Below are 21,209 nucleotides of genomic sequence, written 5' to 3' on the forward strand. Positions count from 1 at the left end.
TCAACCATATGCCGCCTCACTTGTTTACAAGAATAAGAACATTATACTAAAAATTACAAAGAAAAGCAAAAGAGGCAAGCGTACGAATTTGGCGTACAATTCAAGGCTGTATGTAGAAGGAGAATGATAAAGCCGCTCAAAAACCATTGAACGGTTTTTTTATTGAGGAGGTGCCAATTATGGCAAAAACCAAAGTCATCACAATCTCTAATCAAAAAGGTGGCATCGGCAATAAATCGTGGATCGTTTTTAGCCGAATGTGTGAGGAGCTGTGCGACGAGCACGGCGGTGCGAAGCAGCGCGATCCTCGAACGAAGACCATTTTAAAGAGATGACCAGTCATAGGGATATGGCTTTTTTTTATTTTTTTGAAAAGTTTAAGGAAATATGGTATAATATAAAAAGAAACAGGGACACCGGCAACGGCCAGCCCCAATAATTCATTAGATTTGACCGTTAGTGCTCGTGGAAAAGGCTAACGGTCGTTCTTGTTTATGCAGCCTACGATAAACGCAATAAGCGCCAGAATCAGAATCAACTGGTTACTGTCCATAAACGGGCACCCCATTTCCGGGGCAAGATTAACCATGCCAGTGCCACAAGAGCCGGATGCTCCTGTCTGGCTAGTATAGCATATCCTTTCCTTAAAAACAATTTATCGTTAAAGCCTTTGAGGATATAACTTTTTAAAGAGATGACCAGTCATAGGGATATGGCTGTTTTTTTTATTTTTTGAGACTTGACAGAAAAACAGCCTCTGCGGTGAAGCGGAGGCTGTTTTGCCATCAGGCTAAGGTGTCTTTATATTCGGGATGCTTGTCATATTCTACCTTTGCAAAGGGACATCTTGGAATAAGCTTCCAGTGATTCTGGCGCGCGGCTTCAACGGTCTGCCGCACCAGCTCTTTCGCAATACCCAGGCCGTTGTAGCTGTTGTCAACGCCCACATGAGTGATGATAAAGGTGTTGTCCGTGGTGGGCTCAAGGTTCAGCTCGCCAACCTCGTAGTTTTCCGGAGTCAGGACAAAGAAACGGTTAGGCTCACTCTTGTAGCGCAGGCTTTTTGCCTTATGGTTTCTGCCACACAGCTGCACAAAGTAGTCCTCAATAAATTTTGAGGCCACCGCGCCGTCAGAGGCCGCGGTGATGATCTGGCGCAGCGGCTTGGTGCGGACATCGCCGACCGCGTAGACGCCTTCCACATTGGTCTGAGTGGTTTCATCAGCTATGATGTAGCCTGCCTCGTCGATATCCACAATGCCCTCGAACAGATCCGTGTTGGGGCGCCGGCCAATGGCGATAAACAGCCCGTCACAGTCTAACTGGGAAACCGCGCCGGTCTCGGTGTTTTCAAGCTTAATACCAGTTAAAACGTCACCGTAAATGGGTTCCACCACCTGGCTGTTCCAGATAAATTCGATATTTTCGGCCTCATCCAGTGGCGCCAGATAGGTCTTGGTAGCGTTTAGCCGGTTGCGGCGGTGAATGAGGTAAACCCTTTTACAGATTTTGGACAGATACAGGGCATCGGCCACCGCGGAGTTGCCGCCGCCCACAACAGCGACCACTTTATTTTTGAAGAACATGCCGTCACAGGTGGCACAGTAGGCTACGCCGCGTCCACGCAGCTCGTCTTCATGAGGAAGGTTGAGGCTTCTCGGGGCGGCGCCGGTGGCGATGATCAGGGCCTTGCACTCATACTCGGCACTGTTTGTCTTGATGCGTTTTGGCTGGCCGCTGGCTTCGATACTGACGACCTCGCCGTATTCGGAGATCACGCCAAAACGTTCCGCGCCCAGCTTCATACGCTCGCTCAGCTCATGGCCGTCAATCCCTTCATTAAATCCAGGATAATTATCGACCTGGCTGGTGGTCGCCATCTGCCCGCCCGGCCACATCTTTTCTAAAATCATGGTTTTCAGGTTCGCCCGGGCGCAGTATAGCGCGGCCGTATAGCCTGCAGGTCCGCCGCCCAGTACAATAACGTCAAACATCTTCATTTATGTTGCCCCCTTAGCACAGTGGCCTTTTCGACCAAGGATTAAAACGAATACATCGCTTGGTTTAAAGTCCTTTGATAATTTTCTTCTATTATACCATACATACCCTTTGGGTGCAAAAACAAATCATTCCAGATACGCTATTGACTTTTTCGCCCTAGGCTGTTAAAATAACTGTATAATATGTAATTTATAAAGTTACAGAAAATTGCAGCAACTTCCAAAAGGAGACAAATAATGGAAAATAATAAATACGACGTGATCATATTAGGCGGCGGGCCGGGCGGTTACACAGCGGCACTGTACTGCGCGCGCGCAGGCCTTTCTACAATGGTGCTCGAAAAGATGTGGCCGGGCGGACAGATGGCGACCACCAGCCGGGTCGACAATTACCCGGGATTTGAGGAGGGCGTGGACGGCGTTGAGCTCAGCGGAAAGATGCAGCAGAGCGCCGAACGCTTTGGCGTTGTAACAGAAATCGGCGAGGTGTTATCCATTGATCTGGAGAGCCAGCCGAAAGTAATCCGGACGGGCAAGGGCGAGCTTGAGGCAGGGGCCGTTATTTTAGCGACGGGCGCAGCCCCCAGAACACTCGGTATTCCCGGGGAGGATGAGCTCCGCGGCAGAGGGATGGCTTATTGCGCGACCTGTGATGGTATGTTTTACCGCAACCGGACAGTGGTTGTGGTGGGCGGCGGCAACTCCGCGGTGGCGGACGCCCTGTTTTTAGCAAAAATCTGCAAGAAGGTTTATATTGTGCACCGCCGAGATACCCTCAGGGCATCAAAAACATACATGAAGACTTTAGAAAAAACTGAAAACATTGAATTTGTCTGGGATTCCAGAGTGGTCGAGGTGCTTCATGACGATCTGGTAACCGGCGTAAAGGTAGAGAATGTTAAAACCGGCGAGGTGTCAGAGCTTTCCTGCGAGGGTGTTTTTGTAGCGGTTGGCCGGACGCCGAACACAGATATGTTCAAGGGCGTTTTGGACCTTGACGCGCAGGGCTACCTGATTGCGGACGAGACAACAAAAACCAATATCCCTGGTGTCTTTGCGGTCGGTGACGTGCGCACTAAGCCCTTGCGCCAGATTGTTACCGCTACGGCTGACGGCGCGGTAGCGTCTAAATATGCTGAGGAATACCTGGCAGAGCTCTGTGCCGATAAATAGACACTCTGGTGGACAGAGAGCAGCAGCAGTGTTTTACCTGACTGTCAGAGGGTATATAGTCTTCAACATGAATTGTGAAAGAAGGCTATAATATGATTGAATATAAAAATGGTGAAAACCGCATCTATGCTGTGACTGATGCAGGAATAGAGGTCGGAGAAATCGAATTTGTGCCGACCGGAGAGAGCATGTTTATTATCTCGCATACAGAAGTGGCAGAAGACATGGGCGGCCTGGGCATTGGAAAAGTACTGGTCGAAAAAGCAGTACGAAAGGCAAGGGATGAAAACAAAAAAATCATTCCGCTGTGTCCCTTTGCGCGGGCGGAGTTTGACAAACACCCTGAATACCGCGAGTTAGAAGCCAACGCATAAAAGCGACATCCCGGTTTGATCTTTATTAAACCGGGATGTCTTTGTTTCGTTTAAGCTTTTTTCAGATTTAAAACTTAACAGAAGTTGGATTCGTCTTCAATATGCATTCAGGTTGATTTGTGGTATAATAACCAATAAAATTTGAATAACCAAGGTGTAAAAATGAACTTAGATATTTTAAAAAATACATTTACAAGCAACGAGCTGCTGACCGGTGATTTTGGTCTGGAACGCGAAGGCCTGCGGGTGACAGCGGCAGGAAAGCTCGCCATGACACCGCATCCGGCGATTTTTGGCAACAAGCTGAAAAACCCTTACATCACGACCGATTTTTCAGAAAGCCAGGTGGAGGTCGTTACACCAGCCTATGACACAGTGCCTAAGACCTACGCGGTGCTTGAAGGGCTTTGCGACATTGTCAACAATGAAATCGGAGACGAGTATTTCTGGCCCCAGTCCATGCCCTGTGACATTCCAGAGGACGGGGACATCCCCATCGCGGTGTATGAGGGGGAAAAGGACGCTGAGGCGGCCATGGCCTACCGGAAAGGGCTGATTGAGCGTTACGGCGGCAAAAAACAGCTGATTTCCGGCATTCATTTCAATTTTTCCTTTACCGAACGTTTTATTGATAAGCTGCACGACGCCGTCGCGCCGGAGAAGCCGCGCAAGGACTTCAAGGATGGCGTATACCTCAAGCTGGTCCGAAATTATCTGCGCTACCGGTGGCTGGTCGTCTACCTTTTAGGCTGCAGCTCGGCCCTGCATAAAAGCTATATTCCCGAATGTGTCAGCCAGATGGAGCCTGTGGGTGATGACTCCTATGTGTTAAAAACTGGCCCATCCTTCAGAAATTCCATCTGCGGCTATAAAAATAAAATCGCCCTTTTCCCAAGCTACCGCACCGTCAGAGAGTATACGGCGGATGTCCAGAACTTTGTGGACAAGGGCCTGATCTCAGCGCCCAAGGAGCTCTATACCCAAATTCGGATGAAGGCAAAGGGTGTGGACAATATTCTAGAATCACTGGAAGAGGATGGCATTAAATACCTTGAAATCCGGACAGTGGACCTGAATGTCTTTGACAAATGCGGCATTGCCGAAAAGGATCTGGTGTTTCTGCACCAGTTTATGCTCTACCTGCTGGTTGAAGAGGAATCAGACGATGCGGACTGGCAGAAGGAGGGGCTTGAAAATGAAGAAAAAGTCGCCTTTTTTGGTCTGGACCCCAACCTTATGATCCGCCAGAACGGCAAAGAGGTCTCTATGACCCGCTGGGCCCTTGAGATTCTCGAAAAAATGCAGAAGATGGATATTGAGCTGGAACTCGGAAACGGCGGTGTGCTGAAGGTAATGACGGACCGTGTTATCCATCCGGAGCATACTTACGCTTACCGGATGGCCGAAATTGTGGAAAAGGAAGGCTATCTAAAGGGGATGATGCGTCTGGCGGAAACCTATAAAAAGGAAAGCCACGACACCCGTTATCTTTTAAAGGGCTTTGATAACTACGAGCTTTCCACCCAGATCCTTATCAAGGAGGCCATCACCCGAGGCGTTCCAGTTGAGGAGATCGACCCTCAGGATAATTTTATCGGCCTTGGCAGGGGAGATAAGAAGACCTATGTCAAGCAGGCGACAAAAACGGAGCTGGACAATTATATCACCGTTCTCGTTATGGAAAATAAGGTGGTTACCAAGAAAATCATGGCGCAAAAGGGCATTCCGGTACCAGCCGGCGAGGAATTCTCAAGCTATGATGAAGCCGCGCGCCGCATTGGCCCCTATGTCGGGAAAAAGGTAGTTATTAAGCCAAAATCCACAAACTATGGGCTGGGAATCTGTATCTTTGACCAGGGAGGCAGCGAGAAGGACCTCCTTGAAGCAGTTGAAATTGCCTTCGAATACGACAAGACCGTCATCATTGAGGAGTTTATCCCGGGACAGGAATACCGCTTCCTGGTGATCGGCGGGGAGGTGGCCGCAGTTCTGAAGCGTGTTCCGGCCAATGTGACCGGCGATGGCGTCCACACCATCACCCAGCTGGTCGATGTTAAAAACAGACATCCCTTCAGAGGCTACGGCTATACTGCGCCCCTTAAAAAAATTGAGCTGGACGAGCAGACCGAGCTTTATTTAAAACAGCAGGAGCTGAAATTTGGCGATGTGCTGCCAGATGGAAAAACAGTCTATCTGCGGGGCAACTCGAACATCAGCACCGGCGGCGACAGCATTGACATGACCGATGAAATGCCGGACTTCTTTAAACGCATTGCCGTGGAGGCCGCGGCATCGGTGAAGGCTGTATTCTGCGGTGTGGATATCATCATTGAGGACTACCGGGACGAGAAATCACCCTTCGGCATCATTGAACTGAATTTTAATCCGAGTACCGATATGCACGCTTACCCTTATCAGGGAACTGAACGGCGCACCGGCGAGTTTATCCTGCGCGCCCTTGGACTCATTGAAAATTAAAGCATTCGGCTAATGTTTAAAGAATAAGGAGACAACAGAAGTGGGAATTATTTACGAGAAAAAACAGAAGATCAACGGCTATGAATGCACCTATAATTATCAGCTGCAGCCGACAGCAGCGTTGAACTACTTTCAGCAGACCAGCCAGGAGCAGAGCGAGCAGCTCGGCGTAGGGCCAGAGGTTCTGGATGAGATGGGCCTGGCCTGGTTCCTGGTAAAATACAAGCTGCAGTTTCATGAATACCCGAAGTTTAACGATGAGGTTATGGTCGAGACGGAGGCCATCGCCTTTGACAAATTCGCCGCCCACCGCCGTTTTGCCATCAAATCTCTGGATGGCAGAATGATGGTGGAGGGCGATACAGAATGGATGCTGCAAAACCGCAGGGAAAACCGTCTGGAGCGGCTGAGCAATGTGCCGGAGCTGGACGTTTACGAAAGCGGCCACGAAAACCATTTTAAGCTTAAACGGGTCGCGAAGGTGGATGAATGGACGGATTCCAAGAATTTTCAGGTTCGTTACCTGGACATTGATTTTAACGGCCACGTCAACCATGTCAAGTATCTGGCGTGGGCGCTGGAGACCCTGCCCCTGGAAAAGGTAAAGGCAGGCGAGATCGAAACCGCGAAAATTATCTACAAAAATCAGGGCTTCTACGGCGACATGATCACCGTGAAATCTGCCGAAATCGCTGAGGACACTTACCGAATGGACATCGAGAACCAGGAGGGAACCCTCCTCTGTCAGATTGAAATGACCATGAGGATAAGGGAGGAATGACGATGAGGTTTGAGAAAACAGCGCTGGTGCTGGAGGGCGGCGGCTTCAGAGGCATTTATTCCTCCGGCGTGCTGGACTATTTTATGGAAAAGTCACTGGAATTTCCTTACATCATCGGTGTTTCCATGGGCGCCATCAACGGCGCCAACTATATTTCTGAGCAGCCGGGCCGCAGCTTTGCCATCGCGGAAACCTTTATGCCGGATAAGCGGTATATGGGGATGGGAAATCTGCTGAAGGAAGGAAATTTTTTCAGCCGCAGCTTTGCCTATAACGAGCTGCCGAGACGTTATAATATTTTTGATATGAAAACCTACTACAGCTCTGACATCACCTTTTACCTGACCGCTACCGACTGTGAAAGCGGGGAGGTCCGCTATTTTGAAAAGATGGAGGGCGATGTGGCGGAGCTCATTGCCGCGTCCACTTCGCTGCCGTTTATGAGCCAAATGGTGGAAATCGACGGCAGGCCTTACATGGATGGCGGGATTGCGGATTCCGTCCCGGTCCGGCGGGCGCTTTCGGACGGCAACGAGAAAGCCGTCCTGGTACTGACCCGTGAAAAAGGCTACCGAAAGGAGCCCTATGGCCATGAAAGGATGGTACGCTCCTATTACCGGAAGCACCCGGCCTTTGCCGATGGCATACTAAACCGCCATCTGTTTTACAACGAAACCATGGATCTCATTGACGCGCTGGAGGACGAAGGGAAGATTTACGTGCTGCGGCCAGAAAACCCCATTGAGACAAAGGTGATTGACCGCAACCCAGAGGGCGTTCAGAAGAGCTATAAGACCGGCTATGATCAGGCAAAGGCCGAGTGGGCGGCACTCATGGCCTACCTGGAAAAATAAGAAAAATTGAAGAAAGTTTACAAAGGGCAAAGCCGAAGAGTGTTCTGGCTTTGCCTTTTTTGACACTTCGGGCGTTTTGGCAGTAGACGGGCCGAGGTTTTTCCCATATAATTGTAAGTAATAAACTGGGGAGGACATCATCATGAAAATGCATGATTTTTATATCGGAAAGGCCTTTGACGCCTACGATTACTTTGGTGCGCACCGCATTGAAAAGGCCGGCCGGGAGGGCTTTGTTTTCAGAGTATACGCGCCGGGAGCAGAAGCGGTTACGCTCATCGGGGAGTTTAACGGATGGCAGGACACCCCCATGAAGCCCCTTGGTACGGGAGGAATCTATGAATGCTTTGTAGAGAATGCAGACGCCGGGATGCTCTATAAATATCGGATTCACCAAATGGACGGGCGTGTGCTGGACCGGGCAGACCCTTATGGCTGCGCTATGGAGCTGCGGCCAAATTCTGCATCGGTTTTAGTAAAGTGGGATTACGTGTTCAAGGACGAGGCATGGCTTAAGAAAAGAGCGAAGCGGCCCCATTATAATGAGCCCATGAGCATTTATGAGATGCATTTTGGCTCCTGGCGGCGTAAGGCGGAGGAGGGCCCGGCGGGCTGGTACAGCTATGAAGAGCTGTGCGGGGAGCTCCTGGATTATGTGCGTGAGCACGGCTTTACCCATGTGGAATTTCTTCCGCTGACAGAGTACCCCGCCGATGAGTCCTGGGGGTATCAGGTGTCGGGCTTTTATAGCGCGACCTCCCGCTACGGTACGCCGGCAGAGCTGCAGTATCTCATCGATACCTTCCACCAGGCTGGGATTGGTGTGATTCTGGATTTTGTCCCCGTACATTTTGCCACCAACGATTATGCCCTGACTCAGTTTGACGGATCAGCACTGTACGAATACCCTGACGCGGATACAGGCTACAGCGAATGGGGTTCCTATAATTTTAATTTTTACCGGGGAGAGGTACGGAGTTTTCTTCAGTCGGCGGCAGCCTTCTGGATCGAGAAATATCATTTTGACGGCCTGCGCATGGATGCCATCAGCAACGCCCTGTACTGGCAGGGAGACGCCGCCCGCGGTGTCAATGAGGGGGCGGTTGAGTTTATCCAGACCATGAATGAGGGCCTGGCGGAGCGTTATCCAGGAGTGCTGCGCATGGCCGAGGATTCCACCAATTTTTTAAAGGTGACAGCGCCTGTGAAATATGGCGGGCTGGGCTTTGATTATAAATGGGATATGGGGTGGATGAATGATACCCTGGATTTTATGAAGATTCACCCGGATGACCGCAAGGACCACATGGGCAGGCTGGCCTTTTCCATGCATTATTTTTATAATGAGCTTTATATGCTGCCCTTTTCCCACGATGAGGTAGTGCATGGGAAAAAAACTATTTTGGATAAAATGAACGGCAGCTATGAAGAAAAGTTTGAGCAGGCGCGTCTTTTGTATCTCTACATGTTTACCCATCCCGGTAAAAAGCTGAACTTCATGGGGAACGAAATGGGGCATTTCAGAGAGTGGGATGAAGCGCGTGAGCTGGACTGGGGACTGCTCAAATACCCTGCCCATCAGGAATTTTCTGATTATTTTTCTGCCCTGAACCAGTTTTACAGGATGTGCCCGGCGCTCTATGAAAATGACTACCACAGCGGATATTTTTCCTTTGTTCCGGTTAAAACAAAGGAAACTGCCGTACTGGCTTACCGGCGCAGCGCGGGCGAGCAGGAGCTGCTGACAGTGCTTAATTTTGCCGCGAAACCTGTTGAAGAACTGATTCTTGAGATGACAGAAAGCAAAAAAGTTAAAGAAATTTTCAGTACTGGTAATAATAGCAAAAGAATCGCCTATAAGTTAAAAACCCAGAAGGGTGAATTAATGTCCGCACCACATCGTGCCGGTAAATTAAAAAAGGCAGAAAGCCCGGCTTTAAAGCCAGAGCCAGAGCGTTCACATCTACTAAAAATGGCGCTGGAGGGCTTTGAAGGAATTGTTTTTGAGATTGTAAAATAGAAAACAACCAGCAGAAGAAATAATTACTTCTGCTGGTTGTTTTTTAGTCGCAAAAAATAATAAACTATTATGTAATATAATAAAATCGTTGACAAAAAATAGAATGTCCTGTATGATGAGATATAAGCAGTCAAATAATTTAGAAATGATTATAATTTAACAAGAGGGCGAATGTGAAATACAGATTTTGGGGTGGGGAAAAGAAAGCGTCTCCTGGGCAGGAACGGGATGAGGCTCAGGACAATCGTTTTGTAAAGCTTGTCAACAGCATTATCCGCTTTGCGGTTCAGAAAAAAGCCTCGGATATTCATTTTGAGGTGATGAACCCGGATAAGATGCGGGTCCGTATACGCATCGACGGTGAGCTGGTCACGACGATGGAGGTTACTGAAAAGGATTATCTTGGCATGATCAGCCGGATAAAGATTTTATCCGGGCTCGATATTTCAGAGAAACGGAGACCACAGGATGGCAGCTTCTGCTTTGAGACAGAGGGAAGGAAGATCGACCTGCGGGTGTCGGTGGTACCGACCGTTTACAGCGAGAAGGCAGTGCTCCGGATTCTGGACGCCCAGACCTTTTTAATCCCGGTGAAAGACCTGGGGCTTTCGTTTGTAAATGAGCAGAAAGTCAGGGGAATGCTCAATCAGGCCAACGGGCTCCTGCTGGTAACCGGTCCGACGGGCTGCGGAAAAACGACAACGCTGTACAGTCTTCTGAAGGAGAAGAATACCCAGGCCCTCAATATCATCACCATCGAGGACCCGGTCGAATTTCACCTGGAGGGTATTAACCAGATACCTGTCAATGAGCGGATTGGCCTTGGGTTTGGCGAGGGGCTGCGGGCCATTTTAAGGCAGGACCCCAATGTTATCATGGTTGGGGAAATCAGGGATGAGGAGACTGCGGCTACTGCTGTGCGCGCAGCCATTACCGGCCATCTGGTCCTGTCAACCCTGCACACCAACGACGCGCTGTCAACCATTACCCGGCTGCTGGATATGGGCGCGGCAGATTATCTGCTATCCACAGCGCTTCGGGGCATTATCGCACAGCGCCTTTTGAGAAAGCTGTGTCCGCACTGCCGGAAAGCCTGTACGGCAACCGAGGCTGAGCGTGCGCTTTTCGCCTTTGAAAAGGAGCAGGCGCTGTACCGTGCGGTGGGCTGTGAAAAATGCCGGCACACCGGCTATCTGGGGAGAAAGGGGATCTTCGAGGTGCTGTGTCTTAACCAGGGGCTGAGGGAGGCCATTCACGCCGGCGCGTCCTATGAGCAGTTCCTTAGCCTTGCGCGTGGCAGCGGTCTGGTTCTGTTTTCGGAAATAGTCCGCAATGAAATTTTAAACGGTGTCACCGATGTGGCAGAAGGGTTGAGGGTAATGAGTTATGGAAGTGATGAAACCGGCATGGCTTAAAGCAGTGTCGTTTAAATCAGGGCGCATCAGGATGCTCGGGCTCTTTTGCAGGCAGATGGCGATTACGCTTTCGGCAGGGGTTTCGATCATCGACGCTCTGGAGCTGTCCGGGAGGGAGCATAAAAACAGCGCCTTCGGGGAGACGGTTTTGCAGGTCAAGGCACTGGTAAAACAGGGGAACAGCCTTTCCGAGGCGCTGCGCCAGTTTCCAAAGGTTTTTCCTGAGCTTATGGTCCAGATGGTGCGCTCGGGTGAAATGAGCGGCTGCATGGATTTAGTCATGGAAAATCTGGGAGTTTACTATGAGGGGCAGGCTGATCTGAGGAGCAGAATCGCCCAGGCGCTATTCTATCCGTCATTGGTGATGGTGGTGGCTGTGGGGGTGGTTATGTACCTTATGGCAGGCGTGCTGCCAGCCTTTGTGGAAATATTTGAGAGTATGGAGGCAGAGCTGCCGCGGACCACCGAACTTCTCATGCGGGCCAGCACAGCGCTGATGTCCGGCGGCGGCTGGATACTGCTGGCGGTTTTACTGCTGCTGGCAGCAGGGCAGCTGGTGGTCAGACAAGAAAGGGGCGCGCTGGCAAGGGATCGTTTATTGCTGCGGCTTTTGTGGATTGGGCCGTTTATCCGGCTGATGGAAGGGGTGCGCTTTGCGGACGCCATGGCCATTATGGTCAACAGCGGCATTGATATGATCAGCGCGCTGGAAATCGCCGGTAAAATTTTGGGAAACCGTGTCATGCGCCATAAAATAAGCGCTGTGCAGGAAGCAGTTAGGCGTGGGGCAGCCTTGTCCGACAGCCTGGCAGAGGCTGGGATCTTTGACCGGCGATTTGTCCAGATGATTCGTATCGGCGAGAGCTCGGGAACCATGGAGCAGGTGCTCATAAAGGTTTCGGCTTATTATAACGGCGAGATCGATCGGAAAATCAAGAAAATGACTGCGCTGCTGGAGCCGGTGGTGCTGCTTGTGGTTGGCGGCCTGGTGTTTTTTATCATGGCGTCAGTTATGCAGCCAGTATTTGAAATCTATTCGGGCTATTCTGAGCTCGTGTAAGTAAGGGGAAAAGGATGAAAAAAATAAAAAGACAGATTATGGAAAAATGCGGTTTTACCCTCATTGAGCTGATCATTGTGCTGGCCATACTGGGAATGCTGGCAGCACTGGCGATTCCTCAGTTTTCAAAGGTGCTGGATAATTCGGGCTTAAAGACAGACCAGGCGAATCTATCCATTGTCCAGACAGCTCTGGAGGTTTATAAGGCGGATAATAACGGCAGCCTGCCAACGCTGGCAGCCGGAGAGAGCAGCGACTTTGACAAGCTGGTCACCGCGCTGAAAAACGCCGGATATCTGAAAACAGATAAAATTGTTTCGCAGTCCGGCGGCGTTTTTAACTATAAAGACGGCGAGGTCAGCTTCGCGCCGAAATCATCCCCGCCTTCTCCGTCTAGTTGACAGGAAAAATGGCCGGTCAGAGAGGGCACACCCTGATTGAGCTTATCATTACCCTGTCCATTCTGGGCTTTGCCCTGGCGGTGACCGCGGGACTGGGGTATTCGGCGGTTGAGGGAAATGCAAAGCGGGCTGCTGAGGCAGAGTACGAGCAGGTACTTGACGCGGTTTTAAAGAGCCGCGACGCGGCCATGATGTCTGGTGATCGTTACGGCACGTCGGCAAAGCTGTATAAAGACCGGGTGGATATTATAGCGTTTGATCCGGGCAGGCGGGAGATGGTGGTGACACAGTCTGTACAGCTCAGGCAGTGCCGGATTACATGGAACCTTGTTCAGAATGAGATTGTTTTCAGTGGGGCTGGCGTGGTCAACCGCGGGGGCACCATCACCTTTTACCACAACGACCGGCCGGAGAAATACCTGATTATACAGCCTGTCACAGGGAGGATTTATTTAAGTGATAAAAATACAGTCTGATATACGGGGCGTAAGCCTCATTGAGGCAGTGGTGGCCATTGCGGTGCTTGGGGTGGGGATTGTGTCCGTCTTTACCATTTACCACACAGTGATTATGGGGGAAAGGGTTTCTGAGGGGATTCTGGAGCAAAGCGTCAATATCAACGGGATTGTAAACGAAATACGCACCGGAATCCCTGCCGGAAGGTCGGAGCAGGAGTTTGAAGAGGAAGTCAGAGCCATTGTAAGAAGGCACCCGGGCTGGCAGGTCGAAACACACCTATCCGAGCGCCTCTCAGGGCTTTACGCGTTACAGCTGAGCTATGATGCGGCTGGCGGAAGAAAGAAGGTTTTTTATGCGAAGGTGGTTTATCCGTAGCAGGGAGGGCTATACGCTGGTGGAGGTGCTGACCGGGCTCTTTATTACATCGATGGTACTGGTGCTGCTCGTCACCTCGCTTCAATTTGGCGGGGAAATGGCTGGAAAAATAACAGGCAAAATGATCCGCGGCCAGGAGAGCAGACGGGCCTGCCTGTTTTTACAGAAGCAGCTCTCGAAATCCAGGGAAATGGTCGTGAAGGATGGCCGGGTGTATTTACAGGATATGGAAAACCCGGACTATTATAATTTTTATACGGTTGAAGCGTCTGGAACCGTCTATCGAAATAAGGTCGATAAGGCGAAGCTGGAGCCCATTAAGACTGGCGGAAAAAGCCAGCTGATCCACAATGTTGTGCGCTTCGAACTCAGGCTCGAGGAAAAAGACGGAGTGCGGCTGATCATAGAATTCATAAAAGAAGAACCGGCAGTGGACGTCCGGTTTTATTATCCTAATGAGGTGTTGTTGAGATGAATCAGAAAGGCTACGCGCTCCCCCTTGTATTGATCGTTCTGGCGCTGCTGTTCACTGTGGCGGCGGCATTGCTGGGGCAGATCCGGAATCAGCTGGACGCCAATCAGAATTACCGCGATTACGAAATCTGTATCCTGGTGGTAGAAAATGCATTTGCCGAGGCCGAGGCCGAGCTCAATGCTGATTTTGACTACCGGGGGACAGGCGTCTTGAAAAGCGAGGATAACGGCGGACGCTACAGTATTGAGGTCGTCCCGGTATCCGGGCAGGAGCGGTCTGTGCGGGTAACTGCCGAGGTTAAAAATTATAAAAAGGTCTTTCAGGGAACGGGCAGGATGGACGAAAACACCCGAAAGATCAGTGGAATGAGCTATTATATGGAGAAATAGTGCTGGATACAATGCGTGAAATCATCTATAATAGAGGTAACACGTATCCGTGAATCTAAAATGATTTAGAGGGAAGTAAAATGTTAAGTAAAAACCAATTTGTTACCTGTATTCCGTTAGTATCGGATAATGAAGAGGACCTGTACCGCGAGATTGACGAGGCACTGGCCCAGAAGCCAGATTATCTGGAATGGCGCCGGGATTATTTTCTGGAGGATGACTATGAACAGGAACGGAGAATTTTAAGAAAAATCCGGAACCTGGGCGTAAGCCTTATTTATACCTTCCGCGATGTGAAGGAGGGCGGTTTCCGGCATGTTTTAAACGAGGACCGCTGGAAACATATCGCCAATGCGGCCAAGTCCAACGCGGTTACCTACATTGATGTTGAACTTAACAGCAGCGAGGAATATTTTGAAGCGGTCAGGCAGGTGGTGAAATCCACACAGAGCAGGCTGATGGTTTCCTATCATGACTTTGATAAAACCGGCGCCTATGATGAAATCATTTCTATTCTGGACAGGATGTCGGAAAAGGGAGCGGACGCCTTTAAGCTGGCGCTGTATGCAAGAGATAAAGTCGATTTTAAGACTGCCTCAGCAGCTGGTGGCACCTACAGCCTGAAAACAGACAAGCCCATGATCATGATTTCCATGGGTGAGGAAGGCCGCCTGTCCAGAATTCTGCCGGAAGTGATGGGGGGATGCCTGACCTTTGCGTCAGGCGTCAAAGCGACTGCGCCGGGTCAGATTACGCTGGAGGACATTTTGAAATTGCGGGAGACCCTTGGGCTTTAATATGAGAAAGAAGAACATTGCACTGATTGGCTACATGGGGACCGGGAAAACCACCATCGGAAAACGCCTGGCCAGGAAGCTGGGTCTGACCTTTGTAGACACCGACGCCTATATCGAAAAACAGCAGGGAAAGAAGATATCCCAGATATTTGAGGAAGATGGAGAGCCAGCTTTCAGAAGGATGGAGGAGACCGCACTTAAAGCTCTGATGGAAAATGAGAATCTCCTGATTTCGACCGGTGGCGGGATTGTTTTAAGTGAACAGAACCGAAAGGTATTAAAAGAGCGGACCTTTCTGGTAACTTTAACCGCTTCGCCAGGGGCGATCTACAGCCGGGTGCGGGGAAATACAGACCGTCCGCTGCTTCAGGAGGCTGATCCCTACCAGAAGATTGTGGATATGCTAAGAGCCCGGAAGCCCTATTATGAGATTGGCGATATGATGATACCAACAGATGAATTATCAGAGAAAATTTGTGTTGAACGGATTGTAGAGGCATATCAAAAAAGTTGAAATTTATTTTGATTTTTGTTTGAATTTTAATTTAGAGTATGCTATTATATTAATCGTACTCGCTGTGCGGGTATTATAGTAGCATACTTTTTATTTTATGCGCCGAAGTGATGGAATTGGCATAAGCAGTGAACCCAAATCTTTGATTTGGTGTGAATCGCTTAGTCGGGGACGTTGCGGCGGCTGCTATTGAAAATAAGATTCAACTTTTTGTTTTATGCGCCGAAGTGATGGAATTGGCAGACGTGCTGGACTCAAAATCCAGTGGTAGCAATACCGTGCGGGTTCGACCCCCGCCTTCGGCACCACTTTGTCTATGACTTACAGATCTGTGATTTTTTGCGGGTCTGTTTTTTTATAGCCTGCCTTTGCTGTGTTTCGGGATGGGCCGCCCAGGTGCTGTAAGAACGATTGCACTTTTTTACCTGAGATGATATACTTTGAAGGAGAAGAGGGGATGAAGAATGAATATTAAGGTTGATTTAAATTTAAAACAGACACAAAAACTCGTAATGACAACCGAAATGAAGCAGGCGATCGAAATATTGCAGCTGACTTCCATGGAGCTAAACAACCTTATTGATAAGGAGCTTCTGGAAAACCCCATGCTGGAATTTAACGACAGCCCCATGGAATCCATGGAGGTCGTCAAAGACGAGGCAGCCAAGAAAGAGGAAAGCAAGGATCAGATTGAGTGGGATGATTATTTCCAGAATATGCAGTCCACAGAATTCAGGAATACGCCGTCATCCAGCTACGATCCTGATGATGAGTTTAATTTCGAGAAGTTTTCCTATTATGAGACCACACTTAACGAGTACCTGCTGCTCCAGTTCCACGTGCTCTCAGAAGATTTGACAGAAACAGAGAACCTGATCGGGGAATACCTGATTGACTGTATCGATGACAATGGCTATTTGCTCATTGATATGGACTATATCTGCGATATCCTGGGTGTAACGCAGGATGTGGTCGAAAAGCTCATCGGAATTATACAACAATTTGATCCCGCTGGGGTCGGAGCCAGGGATATTAAAGAATGTCTCCTGATACAGCTGCGGCAGGAGGGCTATGACGATGAAGTCTATGAAAATCTTGTCAACAATTATCTGACCGACCTGGCCGAAAACCAATTCAAACGGGTCAGTCAGGAAACAGGCATTTCCACCTCCGAGCTGGCAGCGTTTAAGGAGCTTATAAAGACGCTGGAACCCAAGCCGGGACGTCAGTTTACCAATTTTGACGGTGTGAAGTATATTATTCCGGATGGCAGCATTGAGTGGATCGACAACGAGCTGGTGGTTCAGATCAATGATATTTCAGCACCGCGGCTTCAGATCAACTCCTTCTATCAGGGAATGCTGAAGACGCGGAATGAAAATGAGGATACCAAGAAATATATTGAGAAGAAGCTGGATTCAGCAGCTTTTCTCATCAAGAGCATTGAGCAGCGCCGGGATACGATCCGCAAGGTGATCGAGGCCATTGCCCATTACCAGGAAAATTTTTTCAGGGAAGGGGTAGAGGACCTCAAACCGTTGACGCTTAAGGCCATTGCAGATATGATCGAGGTTCACGAATCTACGGTCAGCCGCGCCATTCGTGGAAAATACGTCCAGACGCCAAAGGGAACCTTCTCTCTGAAGTTCTTTTTTAAGAGGGGCTTTTCCCAGGGGGCGGACGATGTATCATCAGAGGCCATCAAACAGAAAATACAGGCCTTTGTGGATGCCGAGGACAAGCGCAAGCCGCTGAGCGACCAGAAAATTGTTGAAATGCTCAAAGAGCAGGGGGTTGATGTGGCCCGCAGGACCATCGCCAAATACCGGGAAGCACTTAACATACTTCCATCATCGAAGCGCAAGCAGTTTCGATAAGACATCACAGACCGGTTGTAGAGGATACAGCCGGTTTTTTTATGTTTATCATTTAACAATGTTAAAAAAGAATGTTTTATGGGCTGAATTAAGGATTTTTCAAGGCTTTCATTTTAATTTTTTTTTAACTTGAAATATCTTCAGAATTGGTATATAATAAATTTGTCCCAGCGGGAACAAAAATGAACAGACAAGATCTGAGACGGAATGGAAGTGAAAAGTTGTCAAGCGAAAACATAAAAATCAGCAAAGAGTTAGTTGACCTGCAGCGTTTAGTTGTGCCGGAAATCGGCTCACTGATTGAGATGCGCTACAACATTCTGTCAACAATCAAAAGCGAAGAGCCCATCGGAAGACGAAATCTTGCTTTTGTCCTCGATATGAGTGAGCGCCAGGTGCGAAATGAGATTGATTTTCTCCAGGCCCAGAAACTCGTTCAGGTAGAACGCCAGGGCGTTGTCCTGACAGAGCTTGGCCGCAAGATCATCATTCAGCTTAAACGCATGCTGTATACCTATAATGGTCTCGAACAGCTTGAGCGTGAGCTGGAGGAAAAGCTGCATCTGAAAAAAGCCATTGTTTCCCCGGGCGATATGGATATGAACTATCAGGTCCTGAAATTCATGGGGCGTTCCGGCGCCCGCTATGTGCTGTCCATCATGAAGTACAAGGATATCCTGGCACTGACTGGCGGCGCCAGCACAGCAGCCATCGCGGAGCAGATGAAGGAAGCCTTTTACCCGGACGTCTATGTGATTCCGGCAAGGGGCGGGATTGGCAAGAGTCACTCGACTCAGGCCAACAACGTCGTCGCTGAAATGGGGCTTAAGCTCCATGCGAACTATGAACTGCTGCATTTACCCGATAACATCGATAACCGCCTTTTGGAAGCCCTGAAGGATTACCCGGAGATTAAACGGGTATTTAATAAAATGGATGACATCGACATTTTTGTCTTTGGTATCGGCCGGGCAGATGTTCTGGCGGACTGGCGGAATATGAAAGAAAGCGAAAAGCAGGCTCTGCTTGACAAGGGCGCTGTGGGAGAGGCTTTCGGACATTATTTCGATATTGACGGAAACGTGGTTTCCCCGTCCAGTACCATCGGGATCAGCATTGAAAACTATAACCGTATCCAGCATGTGATTGCGATATCGGGCGGCGAAAGCAAAGCCGACGCCATTATAGGGGTCAGCCGCGTTAAGCCGAATATGGTGTTAATAACGGATGAAAGCGCTGCTAAAGAGATCATCCGTAAGTTAAATAAATAAGTATTATATTTTTAAGGAGGCAGATAAAATGTCTGTAAAAGTTGCAATTAATGGTTTTGGTAGAATTGGTCGTCTGGCATTCAGACAGATGTTTGGTGCTGAAGGTTATGAAGTAGTAGCAATTAACGACTTAACAAGCCCAAGAATGTTAGCTCATTTATTAAAATATGACTCAGCCCAGGGTACCTATGCTTTAGCTGATAAGGTAGAAGTTAAGGAAGATTCTATCGTTGTTGACGGTAAAGAAATCAAAATCTATGCAGAAGCAGATCCTGCAAAATTACCATGGGGTGAATTAGACGTAGACGTTGTTCTGGAATGTACAGGTTTCTTTGCTTCTAAAGACAAAGCAATGGCTCATGTCAATGCAGGTGCTAAGAAAGTTGTTATCTCTGCTCCGGCAGGCAACGATCTTCCAACCATTGTTTACGGTGTTAATGAAGAAACATTAACCAAAGATGACAAGGTTATCTCTGCTGCATCTTGTACAACAAACTGCTTAGCTCCAATGGCGGATACCTTAAATAAATTAGCGAAGATCAGAAAAGGCTACATGACCACTGTTCATGCTTACACCGGCGATCAGATGACCTTAGACGGACCTCAGAGAAAAGGCGATTTAAGAAGAGCTCGTGCTGCAGCTGTAAACATCGTTCCAAACTCTACCGGTGCTGCTAAAGCAATCGGCCTGGTTATCCCAGAATTAAAGGGTGTTTTAGACGGTGGCGCACAGCGTGTTCCAGTTCCGACAGGTTCATTAACACAGTTAGTGGCTGTTGTTGAAGGCACTGTAACAGCTGACCAGGTTAACGAAGCAATGAAAAAAGCAGCTGACCAGTCCTTTGGTTACACTGAAGAAGAATTAGTATCCTCTGATATCATTGGTATTACCTATGGCTCTTTATTCGATGCCACTCAGACTACTGTTATGGACATGGGCAACAACGAAACCTTAGTAAAAGTTGTTTCCTGGTATGACAATGAAAACTCTTACACAAGCCAGATGGTAAGAACGATCAAATACTTCTCTGAACTTGCATAAATTTTCCATCTTTGGCTCAAAAGCTGCGTTGTTTTTCCATCAAGACTGCGTTGCGTATGCGCAATACGCGCCTTATCTTTCTGAAAAAGCCGCCTTGCATTTGAACCAAATCTGAAAAAATTTACAACATTAAACTACATAATAACAAGTACTAAATCTGCCCCTACCGGTAGATTTTAAAACGGGGGGTCGCGCGACCCCCTTTTTTAATGAAAATTTGAAAACGAGGTTGAGGAAACTTATGAAAAAAACAGTAAAAGATATCGATTTAAAAGGCAAAAAGGTATTGATGCGTGCGGACTTTAATGTTCCGCTTAATGAAGACGGCGTTATTACCGACGATACCAGAATCCAGGCGGCGCTGCCGACCATCAAGTATATTTTAGACCAGGGGGCTTCACTCATTTTAATGTCTCACCTTGGACGTCCTAAAAATGAACCTGACCCGAAGTTTTCTTTACTGCCAGTTGCAAAAAGACTGTCCGAAGTGCTGGGAACTGAAGTGGTCTTTAACGATGACGGCGAAGTGGTTGGACAGGTGACAAAGGATGCGGCTGCAGCGCTTAAACCAGGCCAGATTCTTTTGTTACAGAACACACGTTTCAGACCGGAAGAAAAGAAAAATGATCCTTCTTTTGCCAAAGAACTGGCAAGTCTGGCAGATGTCTTTGTTGAAGACGCCTTTGGCTCCAGCCACCGTGCCCATGCCTCCACAGCAGGTGTTGCAGATTATCTCCCGGCAGTTTCCGGCTTCCTGATCCAGAAAGAGCTTGATTTCATCGGCGGCGCTTTGGAAGATCCTAAAAGACCGTTTGTCGCAATCCTGGGTGGTGCAAAAGTATCCGATAAAATCGGCGTGATCAACAACCTGCTGGAAAAGGTTGATTCTCTGATTGTCGGCGGTGGTATGGCTTATACCTTTCTAAAGGCACAGGGTTACGAAATTGGTACCTCCTTGTTAGAAGAAGACAAAATCGATCTGGCAAAGGATTTACTGGCTAAAGCTGAAGCAAAAGGCGTTAAGCTGTTATTGCCCGTTGACGTTGTCGTAGCGCCCGAATTCAAGGCTGACGCGCCTGCAACCAATGTAAAAATTGACGCGATCCCGGCAGACCAGATGGGGCTGGATATCGGAGTTGAAACTCAGAAATTATTTGCCGACACCATTAAGGATGCCAAGACAGTTATCTGGAACGGACCAATGGGCGTCTTTGAATTCCCAGAATTTGCCAAAGGAACGGTTGCGGTTGCCAAAGCGATGGCAGAATCCGATGCGGTGACCATCATCGGTGGCGGTGACTCCGCGGCGGCTGTTAAGCAGCTGGGCTTTGAGGACGGCATGAGCCATATCTCCACAGGCGGCGGCGCTTCCTTAGAATTTATGGAAGGAAAAGTATTACCAGGTATCGACGTTTTAGAAAATAAATAATAAAAAATAAATTATAAATATTTAT

General features: G+C 48.7%; 21 protein-coding genes and 1 tRNA gene. 21 read left to right on the top strand and 1 reads right to left on the bottom strand.

The annotated features are described in order from the left end of the window. Positions 1 to 179: 179 nt before the first annotated feature. Entirely contained in the window at positions 180 to 335 is a 156-nt protein-coding gene (locus tag DW091_RS19945; RefSeq protein WP_147365309.1) for a ParA family protein, read from the top strand. Between the two features lie 450 nt (positions 336 to 785). Here DW091_RS19945 and trxB (DW091_RS18490) read toward each other — a convergent pair whose 3' ends face one another. Continuing rightward, on the bottom strand, positions 786 to 2,000 hold the full coding sequence (gene trxB / locus DW091_RS18490; RefSeq protein ID WP_118518932.1) for a thioredoxin-disulfide reductase: 1,215 nt from the start codon (positions 1,998 to 2,000) through the stop codon (positions 786 to 788). A gap of 237 nt (positions 2,001 to 2,237) precedes the next feature. On the opposite strand from trxB (DW091_RS18490), the gene trxB (DW091_RS18495) reads away from it, so the two are divergent. The 20 genes from trxB (DW091_RS18495) (at position 2,238) to DW091_RS18590 (ending at position 21,184) form a co-directional block, all read left to right on the top strand. Then, positions 2,238 to 3,173 carry a thioredoxin-disulfide reductase gene (gene trxB / locus DW091_RS18495; protein WP_118518933.1) on the top strand — a complete coding sequence of 312 codons (936 nt, stop codon included), beginning with the start codon at positions 2,238 to 2,240 and terminating at the stop codon, positions 3,171 to 3,173. Positions 3,174 to 3,265: 92 nt separating this feature from the next. Next, complete coding sequence (locus DW091_RS18500) at positions 3,266 to 3,547, top strand: GNAT family N-acetyltransferase (RefSeq protein WP_199678190.1); 282 nt, start codon at positions 3,266 to 3,268, stop codon at positions 3,545 to 3,547. Between the two features lie 162 nt (positions 3,548 to 3,709). Continuing rightward, positions 3,710 to 6,025, top strand: coding sequence for a bifunctional glutamate--cysteine ligase GshA/glutathione synthetase GshB (gene gshAB, locus DW091_RS18505; protein ID WP_118518934.1), 2,316 nt, complete (start codon positions 3,710 to 3,712; stop codon positions 6,023 to 6,025). Positions 6,026 to 6,065: 40 nt separating this feature from the next. Continuing rightward, positions 6,066 to 6,806 (top strand): acyl-ACP thioesterase domain-containing protein, encoded by a 741-nt coding sequence (locus DW091_RS18510; protein WP_118518935.1) that lies wholly within the window; start codon positions 6,066 to 6,068, stop codon positions 6,804 to 6,806. A 2-nt stretch (positions 6,807 to 6,808) separates the two neighbouring features. Continuing rightward, on the top strand, positions 6,809 to 7,660 hold the full coding sequence (locus DW091_RS18515; protein ID WP_158577941.1) for a patatin family protein: 852 nt from the start codon (positions 6,809 to 6,811) through the stop codon (positions 7,658 to 7,660). 142 nt (positions 7,661 to 7,802) lie between these two features. Further along, positions 7,803 to 9,680, top strand: coding sequence for a 1,4-alpha-glucan branching protein GlgB (gene glgB, locus DW091_RS18520; protein WP_118518937.1), 1,878 nt, complete (start codon positions 7,803 to 7,805; stop codon positions 9,678 to 9,680). A 173-nt stretch (positions 9,681 to 9,853) separates the two neighbouring features. After that, positions 9,854 to 11,095 (top strand): GspE/PulE family protein, encoded by a 1,242-nt coding sequence (locus DW091_RS18525; RefSeq protein WP_074617809.1) that lies wholly within the window; start codon positions 9,854 to 9,856, stop codon positions 11,093 to 11,095. Continuing rightward, positions 11,067 to 12,155, top strand: a complete 1,089-nt coding sequence (locus tag DW091_RS18530) for a type II secretion system F family protein (protein WP_074617810.1) — start codon at positions 11,067 to 11,069, stop codon at positions 12,153 to 12,155. The genes DW091_RS18525 and DW091_RS18530 overlap by 29 nt, the downstream gene beginning before the upstream one ends. A gap of 14 nt (positions 12,156 to 12,169) precedes the next feature. Further along, on the top strand, positions 12,170 to 12,556 hold the full coding sequence (locus DW091_RS18535; protein WP_118518938.1) for a prepilin-type N-terminal cleavage/methylation domain-containing protein: 387 nt from the start codon (positions 12,170 to 12,172) through the stop codon (positions 12,554 to 12,556). Beyond that, positions 12,553 to 13,032 carry a type II secretion system protein gene (locus DW091_RS18540; RefSeq protein WP_144432350.1) on the top strand — a complete coding sequence of 160 codons (480 nt, stop codon included), beginning with the start codon at positions 12,553 to 12,555 and terminating at the stop codon, positions 13,030 to 13,032. The genes DW091_RS18535 and DW091_RS18540 overlap by 4 nt, the downstream gene beginning before the upstream one ends. After that, positions 13,013 to 13,390: a prepilin-type N-terminal cleavage/methylation domain-containing protein gene (locus DW091_RS18545; protein WP_096920733.1), complete on the top strand. Its 378-nt coding sequence runs from the start codon at positions 13,013 to 13,015 to the stop codon at positions 13,388 to 13,390. The genes DW091_RS18540 and DW091_RS18545 overlap by 20 nt, the downstream gene beginning before the upstream one ends. Continuing rightward, positions 13,368 to 13,865, top strand: coding sequence for a hypothetical protein (locus DW091_RS18550; RefSeq protein ID WP_118518939.1), 498 nt, complete (start codon positions 13,368 to 13,370; stop codon positions 13,863 to 13,865). Before DW091_RS18545 ends, DW091_RS18550 begins: the two co-directional genes overlap by 23 nt. Beyond that, positions 13,862 to 14,254, top strand: a complete 393-nt coding sequence (locus DW091_RS18555; protein WP_118518940.1) for a hypothetical protein — start codon at positions 13,862 to 13,864, stop codon at positions 14,252 to 14,254. The genes DW091_RS18550 and DW091_RS18555 overlap by 4 nt, the downstream gene beginning before the upstream one ends. Positions 14,255 to 14,334: 80 nt before the next feature. After that, a complete protein-coding gene (aroD, locus tag DW091_RS18560) occupies positions 14,335 to 15,051 on the top strand; it encodes a type I 3-dehydroquinate dehydratase (RefSeq protein WP_096920735.1) in 717 nt (238 codons plus the stop codon). A 1-nt stretch (position 15,052) separates the two neighbouring features. Next, positions 15,053 to 15,565, top strand: coding sequence for a shikimate kinase (locus tag DW091_RS18565; protein WP_118518941.1), 513 nt, complete (start codon positions 15,053 to 15,055; stop codon positions 15,563 to 15,565). A 221-nt stretch (positions 15,566 to 15,786) separates the two neighbouring features. Beyond that, positions 15,787 to 15,873, top strand: a tRNA-Leu gene (locus DW091_RS18570). A gap of 156 nt (positions 15,874 to 16,029) precedes the next feature. Next, positions 16,030 to 17,442, top strand: a complete 1,413-nt coding sequence (gene rpoN / locus DW091_RS18575; RefSeq protein WP_058695833.1) for an RNA polymerase factor sigma-54 — start codon at positions 16,030 to 16,032, stop codon at positions 17,440 to 17,442. 182 nt (positions 17,443 to 17,624) lie between these two features. Further along, positions 17,625 to 18,713 carry a sugar-binding domain-containing protein gene (locus DW091_RS18580; RefSeq protein WP_058695832.1) on the top strand — a complete coding sequence of 363 codons (1,089 nt, stop codon included), beginning with the start codon at positions 17,625 to 17,627 and terminating at the stop codon, positions 18,711 to 18,713. Positions 18,714 to 18,741: 28 nt separating this feature from the next. After that, positions 18,742 to 19,755, top strand: coding sequence for a type I glyceraldehyde-3-phosphate dehydrogenase (gene gap, locus DW091_RS18585; protein WP_118518942.1), 1,014 nt, complete (start codon positions 18,742 to 18,744; stop codon positions 19,753 to 19,755). A gap of 241 nt (positions 19,756 to 19,996) precedes the next feature. Beyond that, entirely contained in the window at positions 19,997 to 21,184 is a 1,188-nt protein-coding gene (locus tag DW091_RS18590; protein WP_058695830.1) for a phosphoglycerate kinase, read from the top strand. Positions 21,185 to 21,209: the final 25 nt, after the last annotated feature.

Origin of the sequence: Eubacterium sp. AM05-23 (assembly GCF_003477535.1) — a bacterium.
Classification (GTDB): Bacteria; Bacillota; Clostridia; order Eubacteriales; family Eubacteriaceae; genus Eubacterium; species Eubacterium maltosivorans.

Bases quoted from the DNA above. Each gene is read 5' to 3' on its own strand.
- DW091_RS18530 (WP_074617810.1), top strand. From the start codon at position 11,067: ATGGAAGTGATGAAACCGGCATGGCTTAAAGCAGTGTCGTTTAAATCA.
- gshAB (WP_118518934.1), top strand. From the start codon at position 3,710: ATGAACTTAGATATTTTAAAAAATACATTTACAAGCAACGAGCTGCTG.
- DW091_RS18515 (WP_158577941.1), top strand. From the start codon at position 6,809: ATGAGGTTTGAGAAAACAGCGCTGGTGCTGGAGGGCGGCGGCTTCAGA.
- aroD (WP_096920735.1), top strand. From the start codon at position 14,335: ATGTTAAGTAAAAACCAATTTGTTACCTGTATTCCGTTAGTATCGGAT.
- DW091_RS18590 (WP_058695830.1), top strand. From the start codon at position 19,997: ATGAAAAAAACAGTAAAAGATATCGATTTAAAAGGCAAAAAGGTATTG.
- rpoN (WP_058695833.1), top strand. From the start codon at position 16,030: ATGAATATTAAGGTTGATTTAAATTTAAAACAGACACAAAAACTCGTA.
- DW091_RS18535 (WP_118518938.1), top strand. From the start codon at position 12,170: ATGAAAAAAATAAAAAGACAGATTATGGAAAAATGCGGTTTTACCCTC.
- trxB (WP_118518933.1), top strand. From the start codon at position 2,238: ATGGAAAATAATAAATACGACGTGATCATATTAGGCGGCGGGCCGGGC.
- DW091_RS18500 (WP_199678190.1), top strand. From the start codon at position 3,266: ATGATTGAATATAAAAATGGTGAAAACCGCATCTATGCTGTGACTGAT.
- DW091_RS18555 (WP_118518940.1), top strand. From the start codon at position 13,862: ATGAATCAGAAAGGCTACGCGCTCCCCCTTGTATTGATCGTTCTGGCG.
- glgB (WP_118518937.1), top strand. From the start codon at position 7,803: ATGAAAATGCATGATTTTTATATCGGAAAGGCCTTTGACGCCTACGAT.
- trxB (WP_118518932.1), bottom strand. From the start codon at position 2,000: ATGAAGATGTTTGACGTTATTGTACTGGGCGGCGGACCTGCAGGCTAT.
- DW091_RS18565 (WP_118518941.1), top strand. From the start codon at position 15,053: ATGAGAAAGAAGAACATTGCACTGATTGGCTACATGGGGACCGGGAAA.
- gap (WP_118518942.1), top strand. From the start codon at position 18,742: ATGTCTGTAAAAGTTGCAATTAATGGTTTTGGTAGAATTGGTCGTCTG.
- DW091_RS19945 (WP_147365309.1), top strand. From the start codon at position 180: ATGGCAAAAACCAAAGTCATCACAATCTCTAATCAAAAAGGTGGCATC.
- DW091_RS18550 (WP_118518939.1), top strand. From the start codon at position 13,368: ATGCGAAGGTGGTTTATCCGTAGCAGGGAGGGCTATACGCTGGTGGAG.
- DW091_RS18580 (WP_058695832.1), top strand. From the start codon at position 17,625: ATGAACAGACAAGATCTGAGACGGAATGGAAGTGAAAAGTTGTCAAGC.